This window comes from Luteimonas huabeiensis HB2, from assembly GCF_000559025.1.
Classification (GTDB): domain Bacteria; phylum Pseudomonadota; class Gammaproteobacteria; order Xanthomonadales; family Xanthomonadaceae; genus Luteimonas; species Luteimonas huabeiensis.
Genome location: NZ_JAAN01000010.1, coordinates 1 through 17,065 on the forward strand (window position 1 = coordinate 1; position 17,065 = coordinate 17,065).

The window sequence follows — 17,065 nt, forward strand, 5'->3', positions numbered from 1 at the left end:
GCTTGCGGGAGAAGGGACAGCGTGCGCCCGCTTGCGGGAGAAGGGAGGGCATGCGCCCGCTTGCGGAGCAGGGACAGCTTCGGCGCCGCAGGTCGCATGTCGATGCGCGCTGGGGCCGCTCAGCCTCGCTCGTAGCGCCAGCCGCGCGTGGCGACGAAGTCGATCGCGCCGACGAGCAGCAGCGACAGCCCCGCCAGGGGAAACAGCGCGCCGCCGATGCACAGCAGGGCGAACACGCCGGCGACGGTGCGCGGCTGCGGCGGCAGGGGCGGTACGCCGAGGCGGCCGCGGGGGCGGCGCATCCACCACATCGCGGCGGCGCCGATGCACATCACGATGATCGCGGCGCAGGCGATCAGCAGGAGCAGACGGTTGACGGCGCTGTATTCCTGGCCGAGATGGACGTTGATGCCCCACTCCAGGGCACGGCCCAGCGCGCCGTAGTCGGCGTAGCCCATGTCCAGCAGGACGCGGCCGCTGTATTGGTCGAGGTGGACCACGCGTTGCTGCGCGACGTCTTCCGGGTACACGGAGGCGGTGTATACGCCGTGCGGGCCGCGCGGCAGGGCGACGCTGTAGCCGGGCGCCAGGCCCAGCGCGTCGAACCGGGCGATGGCCGCGTCGATGCCGATCGCGCCGGGCTGCGGTGCGAACGCGTCCAGCGCGCCGCCGCTGCCGTGACCTTCGTGGCCGGCATGGGCCGAGGCCGGCCCGCCGAGCGGCCGGTCCTGCGACATCGGCAGCCGCGCGTGTTCCAGCGACCACGCCGGCTGCGTGGTGTCGGCCAAGCGCTGGTCCGACATGGGCAGATCGACCCGTACGCCCGCGGGATAGCCGAAATCGTGGCCGTTGGCCCAGGCGTTGACCTGTTGGCCCCACAGCACCGACCACGGCATGCCGGTGATCGCCAGGAACAGCACCACCAGCCCCACCCATGCGCCGGTGACCGCGTGCAGGTCGCGCCAGAACAGCCGCTGCACCGGCGCGCCCCGCACCCGGGCGACGCCGCCCGACTGCCCGCGCGGCCACCACAGGTACACGCCGGTCAGCACCAGCAGGATCGCCCAGCCCGCCGCGATCTCGATCAGCGCGCTGGCGAAGCCGCCGAGCAGGTCCAGGCTGTGCAGGCGCCGTACGATCCGCGAAAACGTGCCGTCCTCGGGTAGCCAGCCGAGCACAGCGGCCGACGACGGGTCCACGTAATGGACCTCGCGCCGGCCTTCGGCATCGAGCACGCCGATTTCCACGCTGCCATCGGCGCGCTCGGGCGTGGCGTAGCGGAAGGCGCGGCCGCCCGCGGCGGCTTCCGCGGCGGCGATCTGCGCACTGGGCGGGGCCCGGAGCGCGGGCGTGGCCTCGACCACCTTCAGGTCGTGATGGATCCAGCGGTCGATCGGCTTCTGGTACAGGTAGGCCGCACCGGTCAGCGCGAGCCAGGCCAGGAACGGCAGCGTGAACAGCCCCGCGTAGAAGTGCCAGCGCCACACCGCGCGATAGAAGCGCACACGGCCGATGGCCGGGGCGCGGGAGGTACCGGCCACGTCAGAGCGCCCGGGTCCAGGTGAGGTAGACGGCACGGCCATCGCCCGGGGAATAGCCGGACGATCCGCTGTCGTACCAGGCGTACACGTAGAACCGGTCGGTGACGTTCTTCAATTGCAGGGTCAGGCTGTTGCGATCGTCGAGCCGATGGCGCGCGCTGAGGTTGAGCAGGGCGTAGCCGCCGTAGCGGCCCTGGGTGTTGGTGCGCTCGACGTAATAGTCGCTCTGGCCGTTGCCCCAGGCGGAGAACGTCCAGTCGGGCGAGGCCAGGTACTCGACGCCGGCGCTGGCCAGCCAGTTCGGGACGTTCTCGATCTGCCGGCCGCGGGTGAGCGGTGCGCTCGGGTCGGGGATCTCGATGGTGGCCTTTTGGCGCGAATAGGCGGCCCAGGCGCGCCAGCGCGCGGCCGATTGCCAGTTCACCTGCACGTCCCAGCCGCGCCGCAGGGTCCGGCCCACGTTGCCGACCTCGTCGCTGCCGACGCTGCCGTCCACGCCCAGGATCGTCGCCACCTCGTCGGAGGCTTTCTGCTCCCAGCGGGCCACGCGCCCCTGCAGCCCGGGCAGCGGCGACCACTTGAGCCCGGCTTCCCAGCCTTCGTTGATGGAGGGGGCGAGGTCGCGGGCCTGCAGGCGATACGCGCCGTTGCCGCTGCCGATCTGGAAGGTGCGGCCCCAGTTGGCGTAGCCGACCAGGCCATCGGCGAGGTCGTAGGACACGCTGAGCTTGGGTTGCCGGATCAGGCCGTAGTCGTAGACCGGCGCGGTCGCGCCGGTGGCCTTGTCGGCGAAGTCCCCGTACACCCGGCCGATGCGGTAGGCCGGCACCAGCTTGAGCGCCGGGATCGGCCGGATGACGGCCTGGAGGTAGGCGCCGCGGGTGTCGAGATCGAAATCCCAGTCGCGCAGCGTGGCCTGGCGCTGCCGTTGCACGGTGCGGAAGCGCTGCGCCACGTTGGCCTGCCACTGGCCGTCGAGGCCGGCATCGACGACGAGTTCGTCGAGCGCGCTGCGGGGCCGCCAGGTGGCGTTGAGCAGCAGCCCGCGATGGCGTTCGTCGTTGAAGCGCTCCTGCTGGGCGCCGCCGGCGGTGAAGGTCACCCAGCGCTGGTTGCGGTAGTCGTTCTGGTAGGCGCGGGCGTTCCAGGTCCAGTGCGCGCCGAGGCGGCCGTCGGCATGCAGCGCGGTCTGCACGGTCTCGCGGTCGCTGCGGTCGTCCCGGGCGTAGTCGGGCGACCGGCGGGGATCGGCCACCACCTCGGGGTAGCTCAGGTAGCCGGCTTCCAGCGCGCCGTTCTCGTAGTAGCGGCCGGTCAGCCCGGCCCGCCAGCGCCCGTCGGGGTCGGTATAGAACCACTTGCCGGCGAAGCTGCGCTGGGTGGCGTCGGCGTGGTCGCGCTCGCCGTCGGCATGCCGCCAGCCGAAGAAGTAGTTCTGCGCCCAGGCGCCGCGCTCGAAGCCCTTGGCCAGTTGCAGGTCGCGGGTGCCGAAGCTGCCGGCCGTCAGGCTCAGCGCGCCGTCGTCGCCGCCCTGCCGGGTGATCACGTTCGCGCTGCCGGCGATCGCGTGCAGGCCGTGGCGGGCATCGTTGGTGCCGCGCACGAGTTCGATGGCGGCGATGTCGAGGGGGAAGACGGCATCCAGGTAGGGCATGCCGCCGGCGTTGTCGTTGCTGGGGATGCCGTCGATCAACAGCTTCACCGCGTTGACGCGGCCTTCGCCGTTGAAGCCGCGGAACGAGAAGCGGCCGGCATCGGTGCCCATCTTGAACTGGGTCACCTGCACGCCCGGCGCGTTCGTCAGCAGCTCCCAGCTGTGATCGACGCGCTGCGATTGCAGCAGGTCGCCGCCGATGATGTCGACGGAACTGAAGACCGAGCCGGCGGTGAGTTCGCGCGGCGCGTGCGCGCGCGCATGCACGGTGCCCAGGGTGAGCGCGGTGCCGTCCTGGGCGCGGGCGGCGGGCGATGGTAGTGCGGTGGCGCAGGCGAGCGCGAGGCCGAGGGCCCTCGCGAGCGCCGAAGGGCTGAGGTGTGGTTGCATGGTCGAAAGCGATCTGCGCCACGGCCCGGGGCCGCGGCAGGAGCGAGGCCCGCGCGTGTCGGAGGCCGCGGGCGGTGGTCGGCGCGGACGCAGGCCGGCGCCGCAGGCCCAGGGCCTGGCGCGGGCGGTCGCAGGAACGGCCGGGGGTCAGGGCAGCGCGGGCGCCGGGGGGCCGCGGGCCCCCAGGGTGCTGCCGACGGCCGCGCGCCTCGGCGCAACGGCGCCTCGCGATGCGCGGAACGCTGCGCGCGCCGGGGCGCGCATCGGGAACGTCGCCACCAGCGGCAAGGCCAGGCGGGCGGCGATCAGGCAGTGCTCGCACTCGGCCGCCGTTGCGTGCCCTGCGTGGGGATCCGCGTGCTCGCCGGCGCGCGCTGCTTCGCCGTCGTCATGGTCGGCATGGGCGTGACGGGCATGCGCGCTGTGGCCCGTCGCCTCTGTCGTTGCGCGATCGCCGCCGTGCCCGTGTTCCCCGTGCGCATGCATCGGGCTGGTATGCGCGCTGGCGGAGGCCGCGATGTCTGCGATCGGCGCTGATGCGGACGCGAGGCTTGCCAGAACGCGGCTTACCACCGGCGCGCAGATCAGCAGGCACATCGCCAGGCATGCGCAGCCGAGAAACGCGCGGTGGAAGCGGGAGCGATGCACTCGACGATTCTAAGCGGGCCAACAGGCCGACGCGCCGATGCGAGAGCCCGTCGCCCTGCGACCGAATGTCGCAGCCTCGCCCGATCGACCGGTCAGCGCACCGGCCGCTGCCGTGCGAAGTCCAGGATCAGTTCCGCCAGCTCGTCTTCTTCGGCATAGAAGTACGCCAGCGGGCACCCGAGTGCCGCGGCCAGCTTCTGCAGGGTCTGCAGATCCGGCTGGTGCACGCCGGTCTCGTAGCGATTGACCCGGGTGCTGGCGACGAACTCGTCGAGGCCGGCTTCGATGCCGAGGTTGCGCTGCGAGATGCCGCGTGCCTCGCGGGCTTCCCGCAACCGCCGGCTGTAGACCGGAAGTCGCTTGCGCTTGCCCTGTTCTGCGCCGCGAGCTTTCATGCGCGAAAGCTTTGCGGAGCGCCGCATGCATGAATACTACGTTTAACGTAGTCGCGCGCGGGGCGCTGCGCGGCCTCGAATCGCGCCCGTCAGGGCGCCGGTCGGGCGCGATCGCCGGCGCGCGAAAACTCCACGATCAACCGCGCAAGCTCGTCGTCTTCGGCGAAGAAGTAGGCGACCGGCAGGCCGAGCGCCCGGGCCAGGCGCGCGATCAGCTCGAACTTGGGCTGATGGACGCCGCGCTCGTAACGGTTGATGCGCGAGCTGGCGACGAACGCGTCCAGGCCCGCTTCGATGCCCAGGTCGCGCTGCGACAGCCCGCGCCTTTCCCGCGCCTCGCGTAGCCGGCGGCTGTAGACCGGGATTTGCGCCTGTTCTGCCAAGGCATGCCCGTCCTGGACCTGCCCGAGCGGGAGCTTCCAGAACGGCGCTCGAGCCGGATGCTACGCCAACGCAGTCCCGACTCGCTGCGAGAAGGGCAGCCGACGGGCTGGACCGTCGCCGATGCCGCAGGCGGGCAGCGCGGCATCGACGCCTTCGTCCGGACACCGCCGGCATGGAGGGCCGCTGCCGTGGGCCGCCCGAGGTCTGCCGAAAGGGCCAGCGTGATTGTTCCCGGCCGACCTGCCGATCCGTGGCGACCGATGGGAACGAGGTCGACGCCCTCTGCGGGCGCGGAAACCGCGCCCGCAGAGCCCTCCGGTCAGAGGCCGCCGGTGCCGCCGCCGCCGGGCGTAGCGGAGCGCGAGCCGCTGCCGCCGGTCGCGCCGGCGGTTTCGCTGACGTCGCCGGTGTCCGCGGAACCGCTGCCGGTCCCCGCAGCGCCGCCGGTCCCGCTGGCGCCCTGGCTGCTGGTCGTATCGCGGTCCGGGCCGCCGCTGGTGCCTGATCCGTGGGCGCCCGAGGTGCTTCCGCCCGGGCTGCCGTACACGCCCGATGCCCCGGCGGCCGAGCCCGTGGCGCCCCGGCCGCTCGAACCGCTGCCGGGCGTGCCGTCGCGCCCGGTGTCGATCGGGTCTCCATGGGGCCGGGTCCGGGCGCCATCGTCGCCGTGCGTTTCGGAACGGAGGGAGGCGCGCCCGCCGCTCTTGCCGCCGCCGTCTTCGCCGCCTTGCCGGCGCTGCCAGGCTCGGTAGGCGACGAAGCCGGCGGCGCCGGCGGCGAGCAATCTGAAGATACCCATCTCGAATCTCCATTGCGTGTGCTGGTGGGGCCCGCAGAATGGGTGGGATGCGGTGAGTCCGACGTGACATCCGCCGATCCACGCGCGCGCGTTCCGGCGGGCGTTTAGCGTGCGGTCGACATGGTCGCGCCGGTGCGAGGCGGGCATGTTCTAAACCCGCAGTGAACCCGGAACGTGCCGCCGCGGTCCAGGCGACGTGAAGATTCGACTGGGCTTCAGGCGGGAACTCTCCTACTGCCCTGCGCCGGTCGCGAAACCGCCGGCGCGTCGAGGATCTTCGACCTGGTCGGAGGTCCGGCGGCAGGATGGCGTGTCCGCCGGCGCTCGTGTGGCGAGACAGGCCCGGGCCGGTCGGCGAACCGCTCGCAGAGCCGGATGGGCAGCCGCGACGCCCTAATATCCTGAGCCGCGTCCGTGCCGCCACGGATGCTCGCTCCATGACCCACAAGAAGGAACCCCCGATGAAGAAACTGCTTCTCCCCGCCGTGCTCGCCGCCTTGTCGCCGGTGCCGGCCGCGCTCGCGCAGGATCGCCTGGCCCACGATACCTATCGCCCGGACCTGCAGTCCGGCCAGGGCCACTGGTTCGTCGCCGGCAACGTCGGCCGGACCGATGGCGGCACCGCCGACCGCTTCGGCTCCGGCGACTTCAACGTCTTCGAAAGCCGCGATGGCCGCAGGACCGGTTACGGCCTGGTCGCCGGCTACCGCTGGAAGATCGGCGAGCGCTGGGGCCTGGGCCTGGAGGGCGGCTACAGCGACCTGGGCAACCTGCGCGTGCGCAACGTCTTCAACGACGACCCGGTGAACCAGCGCGACAGCGAAAACGCGCTGCGCGGCTGGCAGGTGGGCGGCAATGCGCGCTTCCACGTCACCCCGGCCTGGTACATCGGCGCGCGCGGCGGCTATTTCCGCGCCTCCGACAACGATGCGGACTACTACAACAGCGTCGGTCAGGATCTCGGCCTGGAGAGCGGCGGGCGCGACGGCCGCAACAGCTGGTACGCGGGCATCGGCACCGGCTGGAACGCGACCGAGCGCTTCAGCATCGGCGTGCACTACGACTATTTCCGCGCGAAGTCGGGCGACCTGCGCGATCCGGCCACCGGCGTCGAGTTCGAGGGGCCGAAGCGGTCCACCGCGCTGCTGGGGCTGACCGCCGAGTACGCGTTCTGATCCGTTCGCTGCCGCCGGCGCAGGCCGGCTGCAGCCGCCGCCGGCGCGCATCGCGGACGGTCCGCCGCGCGCTCGCGCGCCACGCCCGGCTGCTCGGTCCGGCCGCGCGCCGGGTGCGCCGCGGCGACGCTTCGCGCGCCCGCGGCGAGGCCGGCGGGCACGGCGCCGGCAGGGGCGATTGGCGCGCCTACAGGGACCGCCGGCTGGCGGTCGGCGCGAAGTTCGCGCGGCGGCGCTCGACGATCCGGTCGCCGTCCATGCGGCCTTCCACCAGTTCGTAGCCCAGCAGCGCGAACACGCGCCGGCCGACGAAGATCGGACGGGCGTCGCCGTACCAGTCCACGCAACTGACCTGGCAGCCGTCGTCGGCGTCGGATGCGTCGCCGGCGTCGAGCGTGCCGATCGGCGCGAGCGCGAGATCGCGGTTGCGCAGGAACAGCACCGAGGCGGCGGCCCGGCCCACGCGCGGCGCCGGGCCGTGGTGGGGCCCGGCGACGATCGGCAGGCCGGCGGTGCCGTTTCGCGCATCGTCGGCGCGGTAGAAGAAACCGTGGCTGCGGCGCTCGCCCTGCGCGGCGCCGGGTTGCACATAGACGCTGCCGGTCGCCGCCTCGCGCGCGGCCAGGCGCACGCTGGTGAAGTGCAGGTCGCGGCCGCGCCCGCCGACCAGCAGCGCATGGGCGCCGAGCGCCTCGATGCGCTCGACGCCGTGATCGAGCGCCAGCGGCCGCGGCGCGCCGCGGGCGGCGTAGCGCACGGCGTAGGCGGTCGTCTGCGCGGCGCCGTCGCGGTCGTGCCAGCGGTGCGGTGCGCCGCCGTAGAGCAGCCAGTCGCCGACGAAGCGGTTCTGCAGGGTGCCGTCGGCGCGGCCGGGCAGGGGGCGGTAGGCGCGTTCGGGCGCTTCGTCGCGGCCGTCGCCGAAGCGCGACAGCGGCACCCGCAGCAGGGCGAGTCCGCCGCGGCTGGCGGCGGCGCCCCACATCCCCTCGCCGGCCCCCGTCTCCGCCAGCAGCACGTTGAGGTGGCCGTCGCCGCCGTGCAGGAACGAGAACTGGTCGATCGGCATGCCGCGCGTCTTCAGCGCGGTGGGCGCGCCGTCGTCGAGCGGGATGCGGAGCACCGCGGCGGTCGGCTGCGGCCGCCGGCGACCGCCGGCGGTCCACACGAACACCGAATCGCCGGAGACGTAGAACACGCGTCCTGCCGGGCCCAGGACCGCGCTGGCGGTGCAGTCGAGCTCGGCGGCGGAGAGCGGGCAGCGGATCACCGTGTGCAGGGCCACGCGGTCCTCGAACGGGTCCAGCGGCGCATCGGTGCGGTAGATGCGGGTGGCCGGCAGGATGCGGCGGAAGTCCCCGGGTACCGCCTGCGGCGTCCAGCGCCGCAGGCCGGGCAGGAACTCGCGCTGGTCGAGCGTCCAGGGCGAGAGCCGCATCGGCGCGTAGACCACCAGCGTGTCGCCGATCAGGCGACTGGCGTAGTTGCGCGAGGCGTAGTAGTCGTCGCTGCGCAGGTGATGGGTGTCCAGGTAGCGCAGGCCGCCGTCGCGCGAGAGTCGGAAGCGCACCAGCTCGGTGCCGCCGCGCGCGTAGCTGTAGCCGACGACGACGGTGTCGCGGCTGATCAGCATTTCGTCGTACCAGCCGCCGTCCGGATCGGTGCCGGGGCCGAACGCGTCCACGGCGGCGACCGGCCGCAGCTGGTCGCCGCCGATGCGCAGAGTGAACAGCCGGCCGCGGCGCAGCACCACCAGATGGTCGCCGTGGCGCTTGACGATGCCGCCCTCGTCGACGCCGGCGGTCTGCACGTTGGTGATCGCCTCCTCGTCGGCGCGACCGCCGGCGACGGCCGACTCCTCCGCCATCGGTGCGGGCGCAGCCAGCGGCGCGGCCTGAGCCGCGCGCCGGCGCATGCGCGCGGTGGCGCGCTCGCGCGCCGCGCGTTCGGACCAGTCCGCCAGCAGGCGCTCGAAGTCCGCCTCGTCGGCGAAGGGCGCCAGGGCGCTGCGCCGGTCGCCGTCGGTGCGTCCGGCAGCGGCGGCGTTCGATGGCAAGACGGCGATGGCGCTCAGGCACAGCGCGACGATCAGGGGGAGGCGCGGCGTCATGTCGGATCCTGCGGCGGCGGCGATGGGACGGCGAACGCGCGAGGCCGGCGCGTGGGGTCGAGCCGTCCGCGCCCGGCCTGTCCGGGCATGCGATGGCGGGCGGATCGTCCGGACGGCGGCGGCTCCGGTCGAAGCGTCCGGTCCTTCGAGCGGCGCCTGCAGGGGCGCGCGTCGCCGATGGCCGCCAGCGCCCGGATGCGGCGCGGCCGCGGGCATGGCACTGTGCGTGGCATGAGCCCGCCGACGATCCCGACCGACGCGCCGATCCTGCTGGTCGTCGACGGCCACCCCGATCCGAACTCGCTGTGCGCTGCGCTGGCGGCGCGCTACGCGGCGGCGGCCCGCGCGTCGGGCGCGGTGGTGGACGAGCTGCGCGTGCGCGAGCTCCGCTTCGATCCGGTCCTGCACGCCGGTCTGCATGGCGGGCAGCCGCTGGAGCCGGACCTGGCCGAGGCGCAGCGGCGCATCGAGCGCTGCCGTCACCTGTGCCTGGTCACGCCGCTGTGGTGGGGCAGCGTGCCGGCACTGCTGAAAGGCTTCCTCGACCGCACCCTGGAGCGCGGCTGGGCGTACCGATACAGCCCGCGCGGCATTCCCCAGGCGTTGCTGAAAGGGCGCAGCGCGCGGGTCCTGATGACCGCCGACTCCCCGGGCTGGTACTTGTGGCTGCTGCAGGGTCAGCCCACGCGCCGCCAGCTGGTGCGCAGCACGCTGCGCTATTGCGGCTTCCGGCCGGTCGATTTCGTGCGCTACGGGCCCGTCCACGGCAGCACGCAGCAAGCGCGCGCCCGCTGGCTGGAGGATGCCGCCCGGTGCGGCGCCACCGATGCGCGGCGCCGGTGGGCGCCGCGATAGCGAGGGGGCGCCGGCGCCCGGTCACGGCGGCGTGCGGGCGGACGACGCGTCCGCTTCCAGGTCCGGGTAGCGGCCGAACAGCGCCAGCACCACGCCGTTGGTCCAGCCGAAGCCGTCCTGCAGCGGGTACTCGCCGCCGCCGCCGCCGCGCGGGCCCTCGGCGTCGTACTTCTCCACCAGCTTGCGTTCGCGCGCGTACACCGCCTGCACGTTGCCGAGGAAGTTGCGGGCGATCGCGCGCGCGAACGCGTCCTCGCCGTAGCGCGAAAGCCCGTCCACCGCCACCCATTGCAGCGGCGCCCAGGCGTTGGGCGCGTCCCACTGCTGGCCGCTTTCGACCGCGGTGGTGGCCAGGCCGCCGGGACGCAGCAGGACGCGCGCGGCGTGCGCGGTGGCGCGGGCGCGCTCGGGTGCGGCGAGGCCGACGAACAGCGGATAGAAGGCGGCCGCGGTCAGCGCGTCGCGAGGGCGCCCGGTGCGCAGGTCGTAGTCGGCGTAGTACCCGTCGGGGTGCCACAGGTGCGCCTCGATCGCCGCCCGGCGCCGCTCGGCGCCGCTCGGCGCGCTCGGAGAACTCCCGCGCGCAATCGGGTTGCGCGTCCAGCGCGCAGCCCTGCGCGATGGTCGATTCCAGGTGGTGCAGCAGGCTGTTGAGATCGACCGGCACGATCGCGGTGGTGCGGATGGCAGGCAGGCTGCGGCCGTCGTCCAGCCAGCGGCTGGAGTAGTCCCAGCCGCTTTCGGCGCCCGCGCGCAGGTCGCGGTAGACCTCGGCCGGCGGACGCGCCGCTTCGGCCGCGGTCTCGCGGTCCTGCACGAAGGATTCCGGGCGCGGGGTGTCGCGGTCGTCCCAGTAGCGGTTGAGCAGGCTGCCGTCGGCCAGGCGCACCACGCGGCGGTGCGTGGCGCCCGGCGCGAGATCATCCTCGCCGGCCATCCAGAACGCGTGCTCGCGGCGCAGCTGCGGCAGGTGGCGGCGCAGCACGGCCGGGTCGTCGCGCGCTTCCAGCGCCACCATGTGCGAGAAGAACGGCGGCTGCGAGCGGCCGAGGTAGTAGCTGCGGTTGCCGTTGGGAATGCGGCCCCAGGTGTCGAGCAGGTCGGCGAAGTTCTCCAGCATGCCGCGCGACAGGTCGCCGCGACCGCTCTCCACCAGTCCCAGCATGGTGAACCAGGAGTCCCAGTAGTAGACCTCGCGGAAGCGCCCGCCCGGCACCACGTAGGGCCGCGGCAGCGGCAGCAGGCTGTCGTGCGCGGCGGGCTCGGCGCGGCGGGTCAGCAGCGGCCACAGCGCGTCGATGTGCGCGCGCAGGGTCGGTTGCGGCGCGACATCGGCCGTGGCCACGTCGGGCGGCAGCGCGAAGCGGGATTGGACGAAGCCGGCCAGGTCGAAGCCGGGACGCTCGCGCGCGGCCAGGTACTCGGCGCGGATCGCCGCCGGGTCGCGGCGCGGCACCGCGTCGGCGAAACGCTTCTGGTCCTCGAACAGCCGCGCGGTCTGCACCGCCTCGAACAGTTCCGGGTAGGCCTCGTCGGGCGTGGCCGGCGCCGCGGCCGTGCGCGGCTTCAGCGGCGCGCAGGCCGACAGCAGCAGGGCGAGCGCGAGCCAGCAGGCGGCGAGGCGCCGCGGGGCGGTCGGAGCGGGCATGGTCGGCATCGTGCGGATGGGTCCGGCCCGACCCTAGCGCGTCGCGCCGCGCGCTCCAAGCCCGCGCGGGCGCCTGCACGCGATGCTGATCGGCGCGCGGGCAGGGTGGGGCGTCCAACGGAGCCCGCCATGCCGACCCAGCCCGCCCGCACATTCCAGCGCTACGACGCCCGCCTCGCCGAACCCGGACCCGACGAGGCGGCGCTGGCGGTCGAGCTCGACGCGGTGCTGCTGTCGATCTGCCGCCGGACCTGGGAGGACGAGGGCCGCGCGCTGCGCGCGGTGCACGCCAAGAGCCATGGGCTGCTGGCCGCGGAGTTCGAGGTGCCGGCGGACCTGCCGGCCGAGCTGGCGCAGGGCCTGTTCGCCTCCCCCGGCCGCTACGACGCGCTGCTGCGCTTCTCCACCACGCCCGGGGATCTTCTGCCCGACCGCGTGTCCACCCCGCGCGGCGTCGCACTGCGCGTGTGCGAGGTGGCCGGCGAGCGGCTGGAAGGCGCGGAGGCGATGCGCTGCCAGGACTTCGTGATGGTCAACGGCCCGCGCTTCAATGCCCCCGACGGCCGCGCGTTCCTGCGCAGCCTGAAGCTGCTGGCCAGGACCACCGACCGCATGGCGCGCACCAAGCAGGCGATCTCGCTGATCCTGCGCGGCACCGAGCGCGCGCTGGAGGCGATGGGCGGCGAGAGCGCCGGGCTCAAGGCCATGGGCGGCGAGCCGCCGCGGCACATCCTCGGCGAGACCTTCTTCACCCAGCTGCCGCTGCGCCACGGCGACCACATCGCGCGCCTGCAGCTGGCGCCGGCCTCGCCGGCGCTATGCGCGCTGGCCGACGCGCGCCTGGAGCTGGCCGACGACGACGCGATCCGCAGCGCGGTGGTGGACTACTTCGCCGAGCACGAGGCGGTGTGGGAGCTGCGCGCGCAGCTGTGCACCTCGCTCGACGAGATGCCGGTCGAGGACGCCAGCGCCGAGTGGGACACCGCGCACAGCCCGTTCCGCACCGTGGCGCGGGTACGCGCGCGCCCGCAGGTGGCCTGGAGCGAGGCGCGCAGCCGCGCGGTCGACGACGGCGTCGGCTTCAGCCCCTGGCACGGCCTGCAGGCGCACCGCCCGCTGGGCGAGATCATGCGGCTGCGCCGCTCGGCCTACGCGGCCTCGCAGGCGTTCCGGGCGGAGAAGAACGGCGCCGCGATGGACACCGGCTGCCCGTTCGTCCTGCCGCGGTAGGCCGCACCGGGCATTTCCGCTGCCTCGGCGGGCAGCGTGGTCGCGATCGGTCAGCCGGCGTCGATCATGCGGAACTCGCCGGGCAGGGGCTCGCCGCCGTGGCTCATAGCCAGCAGCGATTCGATGACCGCACCGCCATGCGCATCGTTGCCGAGCACGGCGAAGACCTCTTCGGGCGTCTGCGCGATCGCCAGCGCTTCCTCCTGGCTGGACCACCATGGCGTCTCCACGCCGCTGTCGAGGTTGTCGAGCTTCGCCTGGCCCTGGGTCTGCAGCACGTGGTCGCGCGCGCGGTCGCGCAGCTCCATCAACTGGTCGGTGCTCAGGACCATCTGCGCGTGCTGCGGCCGGTCGGGGAACTGGTTGGCGCGCGAAGGATCGTAGGCGCTCTCCAGGTAGTTCGCCAGCGTGGGGTCGAGGTCGGCGCGGACCACGGTCCAGGTCGCATCGGCGTAGTCGGGCTGGCCGGACGCGTCCAGCGTGTAGCGCACGTCGGTGGTCACGCCGCCGGCGGACGTGTACGTGTTGCTGTATGCCGTGGTGCCGTCTGCCCAGGTGGTGCGGGCGATGTTGCCGTTGGCCTGGCTGGCGCTTCCGATCTCCAGTCCGCCGACCTGGAGTCCGATCGAGCGCGCGTACTCGTGGGAGAACACCTCGGTCGTCCCGGACTGCTGCACGCCCGGCGGCGCCCAGTCCGGCACCTGCCCGGTGCTGATGAAGGCCTGGTAGGCCGCCTGGCCTTCCTCGGTCGAGAGATCGATGCGCGCGATCTGCATTTCGCGCGTCTCCATGCTGAGCTCGGAACCGATCCCGACCGCCAGCGAGCCCTGGCGGCCGACGCCGAAGAAGGCGCTGTTCTCCACGGTCTCCACCGGGCCGGAATACACCTCCACGATCGACCCCTCGCCGCGGGTCACGCCGAAGCCGAGGCCCGCCAGTTCGGTATGCGTGCCGCCGATCGTGAGCGCCTTCCAGTTGGCCTCGAAGCTGCTGCCCTCCAGCGATTGCCCGCGCATCAGCACCGAGGTGCCTTCGGGCATGTCCAGCGGCGCCAGCGGGTTGGGCATCCCGGATGCGTCGCCCTCGGCCAGCTGCTCGCCCTGCTGCGGCGTCACCGTGGCCTCGTAGCTCAGCCGCCCGCCCTGGAACTCGGTGTAGGAGCCCGTGACCGGCAGGCCCTTGGCCACTTGCCTGAGCAACGGCGATCCGTTGACCAGGTCGCGGACCTCGTCCGGCAGCTTGTTGAGGCGATCGGCCCACTTGTAGAGCTTCTGCGGCAGCGTCCGGCTGACGTCGAACGCGGCGCCGCCCTGTACCTGGACCGACATCTCGAACTGCTGGGTCTGCTCGAAGTTCACGCCGGTCTGCACGTCCGACAGTTCGACCTGGCCCCCGATGTCGACGTTGTACTGCAGGTTCGGTCCGGTCAGGTTCGGCGTGCCCACGCCGCCGCCGCCGGTGAAGGACACCTGGGAGCCGGGGTTGATCAGCGTGCCGAGCAGGTCGTCGGGCACGGTCTCGAGGATCCGGCGGCCGGCTTCGAGCTGTTCGGGGCTGCCGCCGGCGGGCAGGTCGACGCCCAGCAGCGAAAGCGCGTCGCGCACCTGGTCGGGCGTGAACTGCTGCGCGTCGGCGGTGGCGTCCGTCGCGGTCAGGTAGGCCGGGATCTCGCCCGGCGAGGCATTGGCCTCGTCGACGATGCGCTGCAGTTCCTGCGCATAGGGATTCCCGGCCCAGGCCGATCGCGCGTCGGCGTATTCCATCTCGCCGGTCCGGCCGGGCAGCGACGAGAAGTCCTCGCGCGTCGGCGCGAAGCGGTCGAGCGCGGACTGCGCGGCGTTGGCCCGGGTCGCGTTGTAGATCTCCGCGCGCTCCTGCGCGAGCGAGCTGGCCAGGTCCGGCGGCAGGTGCGCGAGATCGCCGTTGTCGGGCGGCGCCAGGTCGTGCAGCGCGGCCACGGCCTCGCGCGGCGTCGTGGCCTGCTCGACCGTCGGTGCGGGCAGCGGTTCCGCGGCCGGGGCTTCCGGCTCCTGCCGGGCCTGGTAGGCGTTGCGGATCGAGGCCTGGTCTTCGGGAGGCAGGCGATGGTAGGTCTGTGCGTTGACGCCGTAGATCGTGCTCATGGAGGGGGCCGTGCCTGGGCTGGCGCCAGTCTAGGATGGCACCAGGCGCCGCCGCACCCGGGAGTAACCCTAGGCTGTTCGAAATCCAGCGCGCGAAAGAGGTCCCGCTTCGGCGTCAGGCGGTCTTTGCCTTCCGCCAGCGGGGAGCATCCTGTTTTTTCCTTCCCCCGAAAGGCCGCCCTCATCCGGCGCTGGCTTGCGGGAGAAGGGACGAGATGCGCCCGCTTGCGGGAGAAGGGACGATTGCGCCCGCTTGCGGGAGAAGGATCGGCAGGGGCCCGATCAGTTCGCCCAGGCGGCGCGGACTCACTCGATCAGGTCGACCTGGAACGCGGCGGTGTCGGTCAGCAGGCCGAAGTGGCCGGTGGCGAAGTCGTGGCTGGCGTTCTCGCCGGGGATGCGCGAGCTGTGCACGCCGCCGACGGTGCATACGCCGCCGTAGCAGACCACCTGGTCGATCCAGGACTTGATCGTGTGCACGCGCGCGCCCAGCGGGTGGCCCCACAGGCCGGTCAGCAGCGGGCTGTTGACCGACAGGCCGTGCGCGCCGCAGGTCGAGGTGACGACGTGGAAGGGGTAGGTGCCGCAGCTCCACAGGCCGCGGTAGGCGCCGGCGATGCCGACGAAGGCGTCGACGTCCGCGGCCAGGCCGTACTGGACGATCTGCTTCGCGGCCAGGGTCACGCCCATCGAGTGCGCGATCACGTCGATCTTGCCGGTGCACGAGCGCGCCAGCGCTTCCACCAGCGCTTCGCGCACGGGCGTTTCCTCGCTGCCGTCGTGGTCGTTGCACGCCGCGCAGAGCCGGTTGCCCCAGGCCGGTCGCAGGATTTCGGCGTCGTTCCAGCCGCGCGCGCGCAGCTCGACGTAGGTGTTGTCGAACTGCGAGGGCGTGCCGGCGTTGCCGTGCACCAGCACCACCGCGTCGCGGCAGGCGGCCCACGCGGCGGGCAGCAGCGAACAGGCGGCAAGCGCGCCGCACAGCAACAGACGGATCTTGGAACGCATGACGGGTCCTCCCTTCGGCCGTGGCCGAGTCGTGGGTACAGCGCCGCGCGCATGCACGGCGGTCGGCTGGCCACGAGCGTGGGGGGAGGCCAGTGCGGGCATCCCAGCACGCCGGCGCGCGCGCCGGCATTGGCCGAACGGCCATCCGTGACCGCTGTCACTGCGGGCGCCACGACGCCGGGCGACTCACGCCGGCGGCACGTCGCGGCGGCTACGGTGCGGGCCTTTCCTGCAACGGAGGCCGACATGAACCAGCCCAGACAGCAGCAACCCGTCCCCGGCATCGAAGGGCGCCTGGATCCGCCCGCCGACCACGGCGAGCGGAGCTATCGCGGCCACGGCCGGCTGCAGGGCAAGGCCGCGATCGTCACCGGCGGCGACAGCGGCATCGGCCGCGCGGTGGCGATCGCCTTCGCGCGCGAGGGCGCCGACGTGCTGGTGAGCTACCTGTGCGAGGACGAGGACGCGCAAGAGACCCGGCGCTGGGTCGAGGAGGCGGGCCGCCGCTGCGTGCTGGTGCGCGGGGACATCGCCGAGCCGGCGCATTGCCGCGAGATCGTGCGCCGGGCGGTGGATGCGTTCGGCCGGCTCGACGTGCTGGTCAACAACGCCGCCTACCAGATGGCGCGCGAGTCGCTGGAGGAGATTCCGGACGAGGAATGGGACTACACCTTCCAGGTCAACGTCACCGCGATGTTCCACCTGTGCAAGGCGGCGGTGCCGCACATGAAGCCGGGCGCTTCGATCATCAACACCAGCTCGATCAACTCCGACAAGCCCAATCCCACCCTGCTGCCCTACGCGGCGACCAAGGGCGCGATCGCCAACTTCAGCGCCGGGCTGGCGCAACTGCTGGCCGACAAGGGCATCCGGGTGAACTCGGTCGCGCCGGGGCCGATCTGGACCCCGCTGATCCCCGCCACGCTGCCGCCCGACGCGGTCGAGCGCTTCGGCAAGCAGACCCCGCTGCAGCGGCCCGGCCAGCCGGCCGAGGTCGCCCCGATCTTCGTGCTGCTGGCATCCGACGAGGCCAGCTACATGACCGGCGGCCGCTACGCCGTGACCGGGGGCACCCCGATCCTTTAGCGGTACGCGCCGCGCGCGGCCG

13 protein-coding genes and 1 pseudogene are annotated in these 17,065 nt (G+C 73.1%); 4 read left to right on the plus strand and 10 right to left on the minus strand.

Annotated features, from left to right (window positions below; translation table 11 throughout):
- Positions 1-119 precede the first annotated feature (119 nt).
- The 6 genes from Z164_RS0101800 to Z164_RS21230 all read right to left on the minus strand — a co-directional run bounded on the left by Z164_RS0101800 (position 120) and on the right by Z164_RS21230 (position 5,811).
- Positions 120-1,583, minus strand: a complete 1,464-nt coding sequence (locus Z164_RS0101800; protein WP_043688998.1) for a PepSY-associated TM helix domain-containing protein — start codon at positions 1,581-1,583, stop codon at positions 120-122.
- The gene (locus tag Z164_RS0101805; RefSeq protein ID WP_024889037.1) at positions 1,543-3,585 is read right to left on the minus strand and encodes a TonB-dependent receptor; all 2,043 of its coding nucleotides are present in this window, start codon (positions 3,583-3,585) and stop codon (positions 1,543-1,545) included. Before Z164_RS0101805 ends, Z164_RS0101800 begins: the two co-directional genes overlap by 41 nt.
- 147 nt (positions 3,586-3,732) lie before the next feature.
- Complete coding sequence (locus tag Z164_RS0101810; RefSeq protein WP_052338328.1) at positions 3,733-4,233, minus strand: hypothetical protein; 501 nt, start codon at positions 4,231-4,233, stop codon at positions 3,733-3,735.
- A gap of 92 nt (positions 4,234-4,325) precedes the next feature.
- Entirely contained in the window at positions 4,326-4,628 is a 303-nt protein-coding gene (locus tag Z164_RS0101815) for a helix-turn-helix domain-containing protein (RefSeq protein ID WP_052338329.1), read from the minus strand.
- Between the two features lie 89 nt (positions 4,629-4,717).
- Positions 4,718-5,011 (minus strand): helix-turn-helix domain-containing protein, encoded by a 294-nt coding sequence (locus tag Z164_RS0101820; RefSeq protein ID WP_024889040.1) that lies wholly within the window; start codon positions 5,009-5,011, stop codon positions 4,718-4,720.
- A 320-nt stretch (positions 5,012-5,331) separates the two neighbouring features.
- Entirely contained in the window at positions 5,332-5,811 is a 480-nt protein-coding gene (locus tag Z164_RS21230) for a hypothetical protein (RefSeq protein WP_052338330.1), read from the minus strand.
- 461 nt (positions 5,812-6,272) lie between these two features.
- Here Z164_RS21230 and Z164_RS19775 point away from each other — a divergent pair, with 461 nt between their 5' ends.
- On the plus strand, positions 6,273-6,986 hold the full coding sequence (locus Z164_RS19775) for an outer membrane protein (RefSeq protein ID WP_024889042.1): 714 nt from the start codon (positions 6,273-6,275) through the stop codon (positions 6,984-6,986).
- Between the two features lie 187 nt (positions 6,987-7,173).
- On the opposite strand, the gene Z164_RS0101835 is transcribed toward Z164_RS19775, so the two are convergent.
- On the minus strand, positions 7,174-9,093 hold the full coding sequence (locus tag Z164_RS0101835) for a beta-propeller domain-containing protein (protein ID WP_024889043.1): 1,920 nt from the start codon (positions 9,091-9,093) through the stop codon (positions 7,174-7,176).
- Between the two features lie 231 nt (positions 9,094-9,324).
- On the opposite strand from Z164_RS0101835, the gene Z164_RS0101840 reads away from it, so the two are divergent.
- Entirely contained in the window at positions 9,325-9,948 is a 624-nt protein-coding gene (locus Z164_RS0101840) for an NAD(P)H-dependent oxidoreductase (protein WP_024889044.1), read from the plus strand.
- 21 nt (positions 9,949-9,969) lie between these two features.
- On the opposite strand, the pseudogene treA reads toward Z164_RS0101840, so the two are convergent.
- A pseudogene (gene treA / locus Z164_RS19780) lies at positions 9,970-11,596 on the minus strand (alpha,alpha-trehalase TreA).
- Positions 11,597-11,725: 129 nt separating this feature from the next.
- Here treA and Z164_RS0101855 point away from each other — a divergent pair.
- The gene (locus Z164_RS0101855; protein WP_024889046.1) at positions 11,726-12,826 is read left to right on the plus strand and encodes a catalase family protein; all 1,101 of its coding nucleotides are present in this window, start codon (positions 11,726-11,728) and stop codon (positions 12,824-12,826) included.
- A gap of 50 nt (positions 12,827-12,876) precedes the next feature.
- On the opposite strand, the gene Z164_RS0101860 is transcribed toward Z164_RS0101855, so the two are convergent.
- Both Z164_RS0101860 and Z164_RS0101865 read right to left on the minus strand, forming a co-directional pair.
- Positions 12,877-14,949, minus strand: coding sequence for a hypothetical protein (locus Z164_RS0101860; protein ID WP_024889047.1), 2,073 nt, complete (start codon positions 14,947-14,949; stop codon positions 12,877-12,879).
- Between the two features lie 306 nt (positions 14,950-15,255).
- Complete coding sequence (locus tag Z164_RS0101865; protein ID WP_024889048.1) at positions 15,256-15,957, minus strand: alpha/beta hydrolase family protein; 702 nt, start codon at positions 15,955-15,957, stop codon at positions 15,256-15,258.
- A gap of 246 nt (positions 15,958-16,203) precedes the next feature.
- On the opposite strand from Z164_RS0101865, the gene Z164_RS0101870 reads away from it, so the two are divergent.
- A complete protein-coding gene (locus Z164_RS0101870; protein ID WP_024889049.1) occupies positions 16,204-17,043 on the plus strand; it encodes an SDR family oxidoreductase in 840 nt (279 codons plus the stop codon).
- Positions 17,044-17,065: the final 22 nt, after the last annotated feature.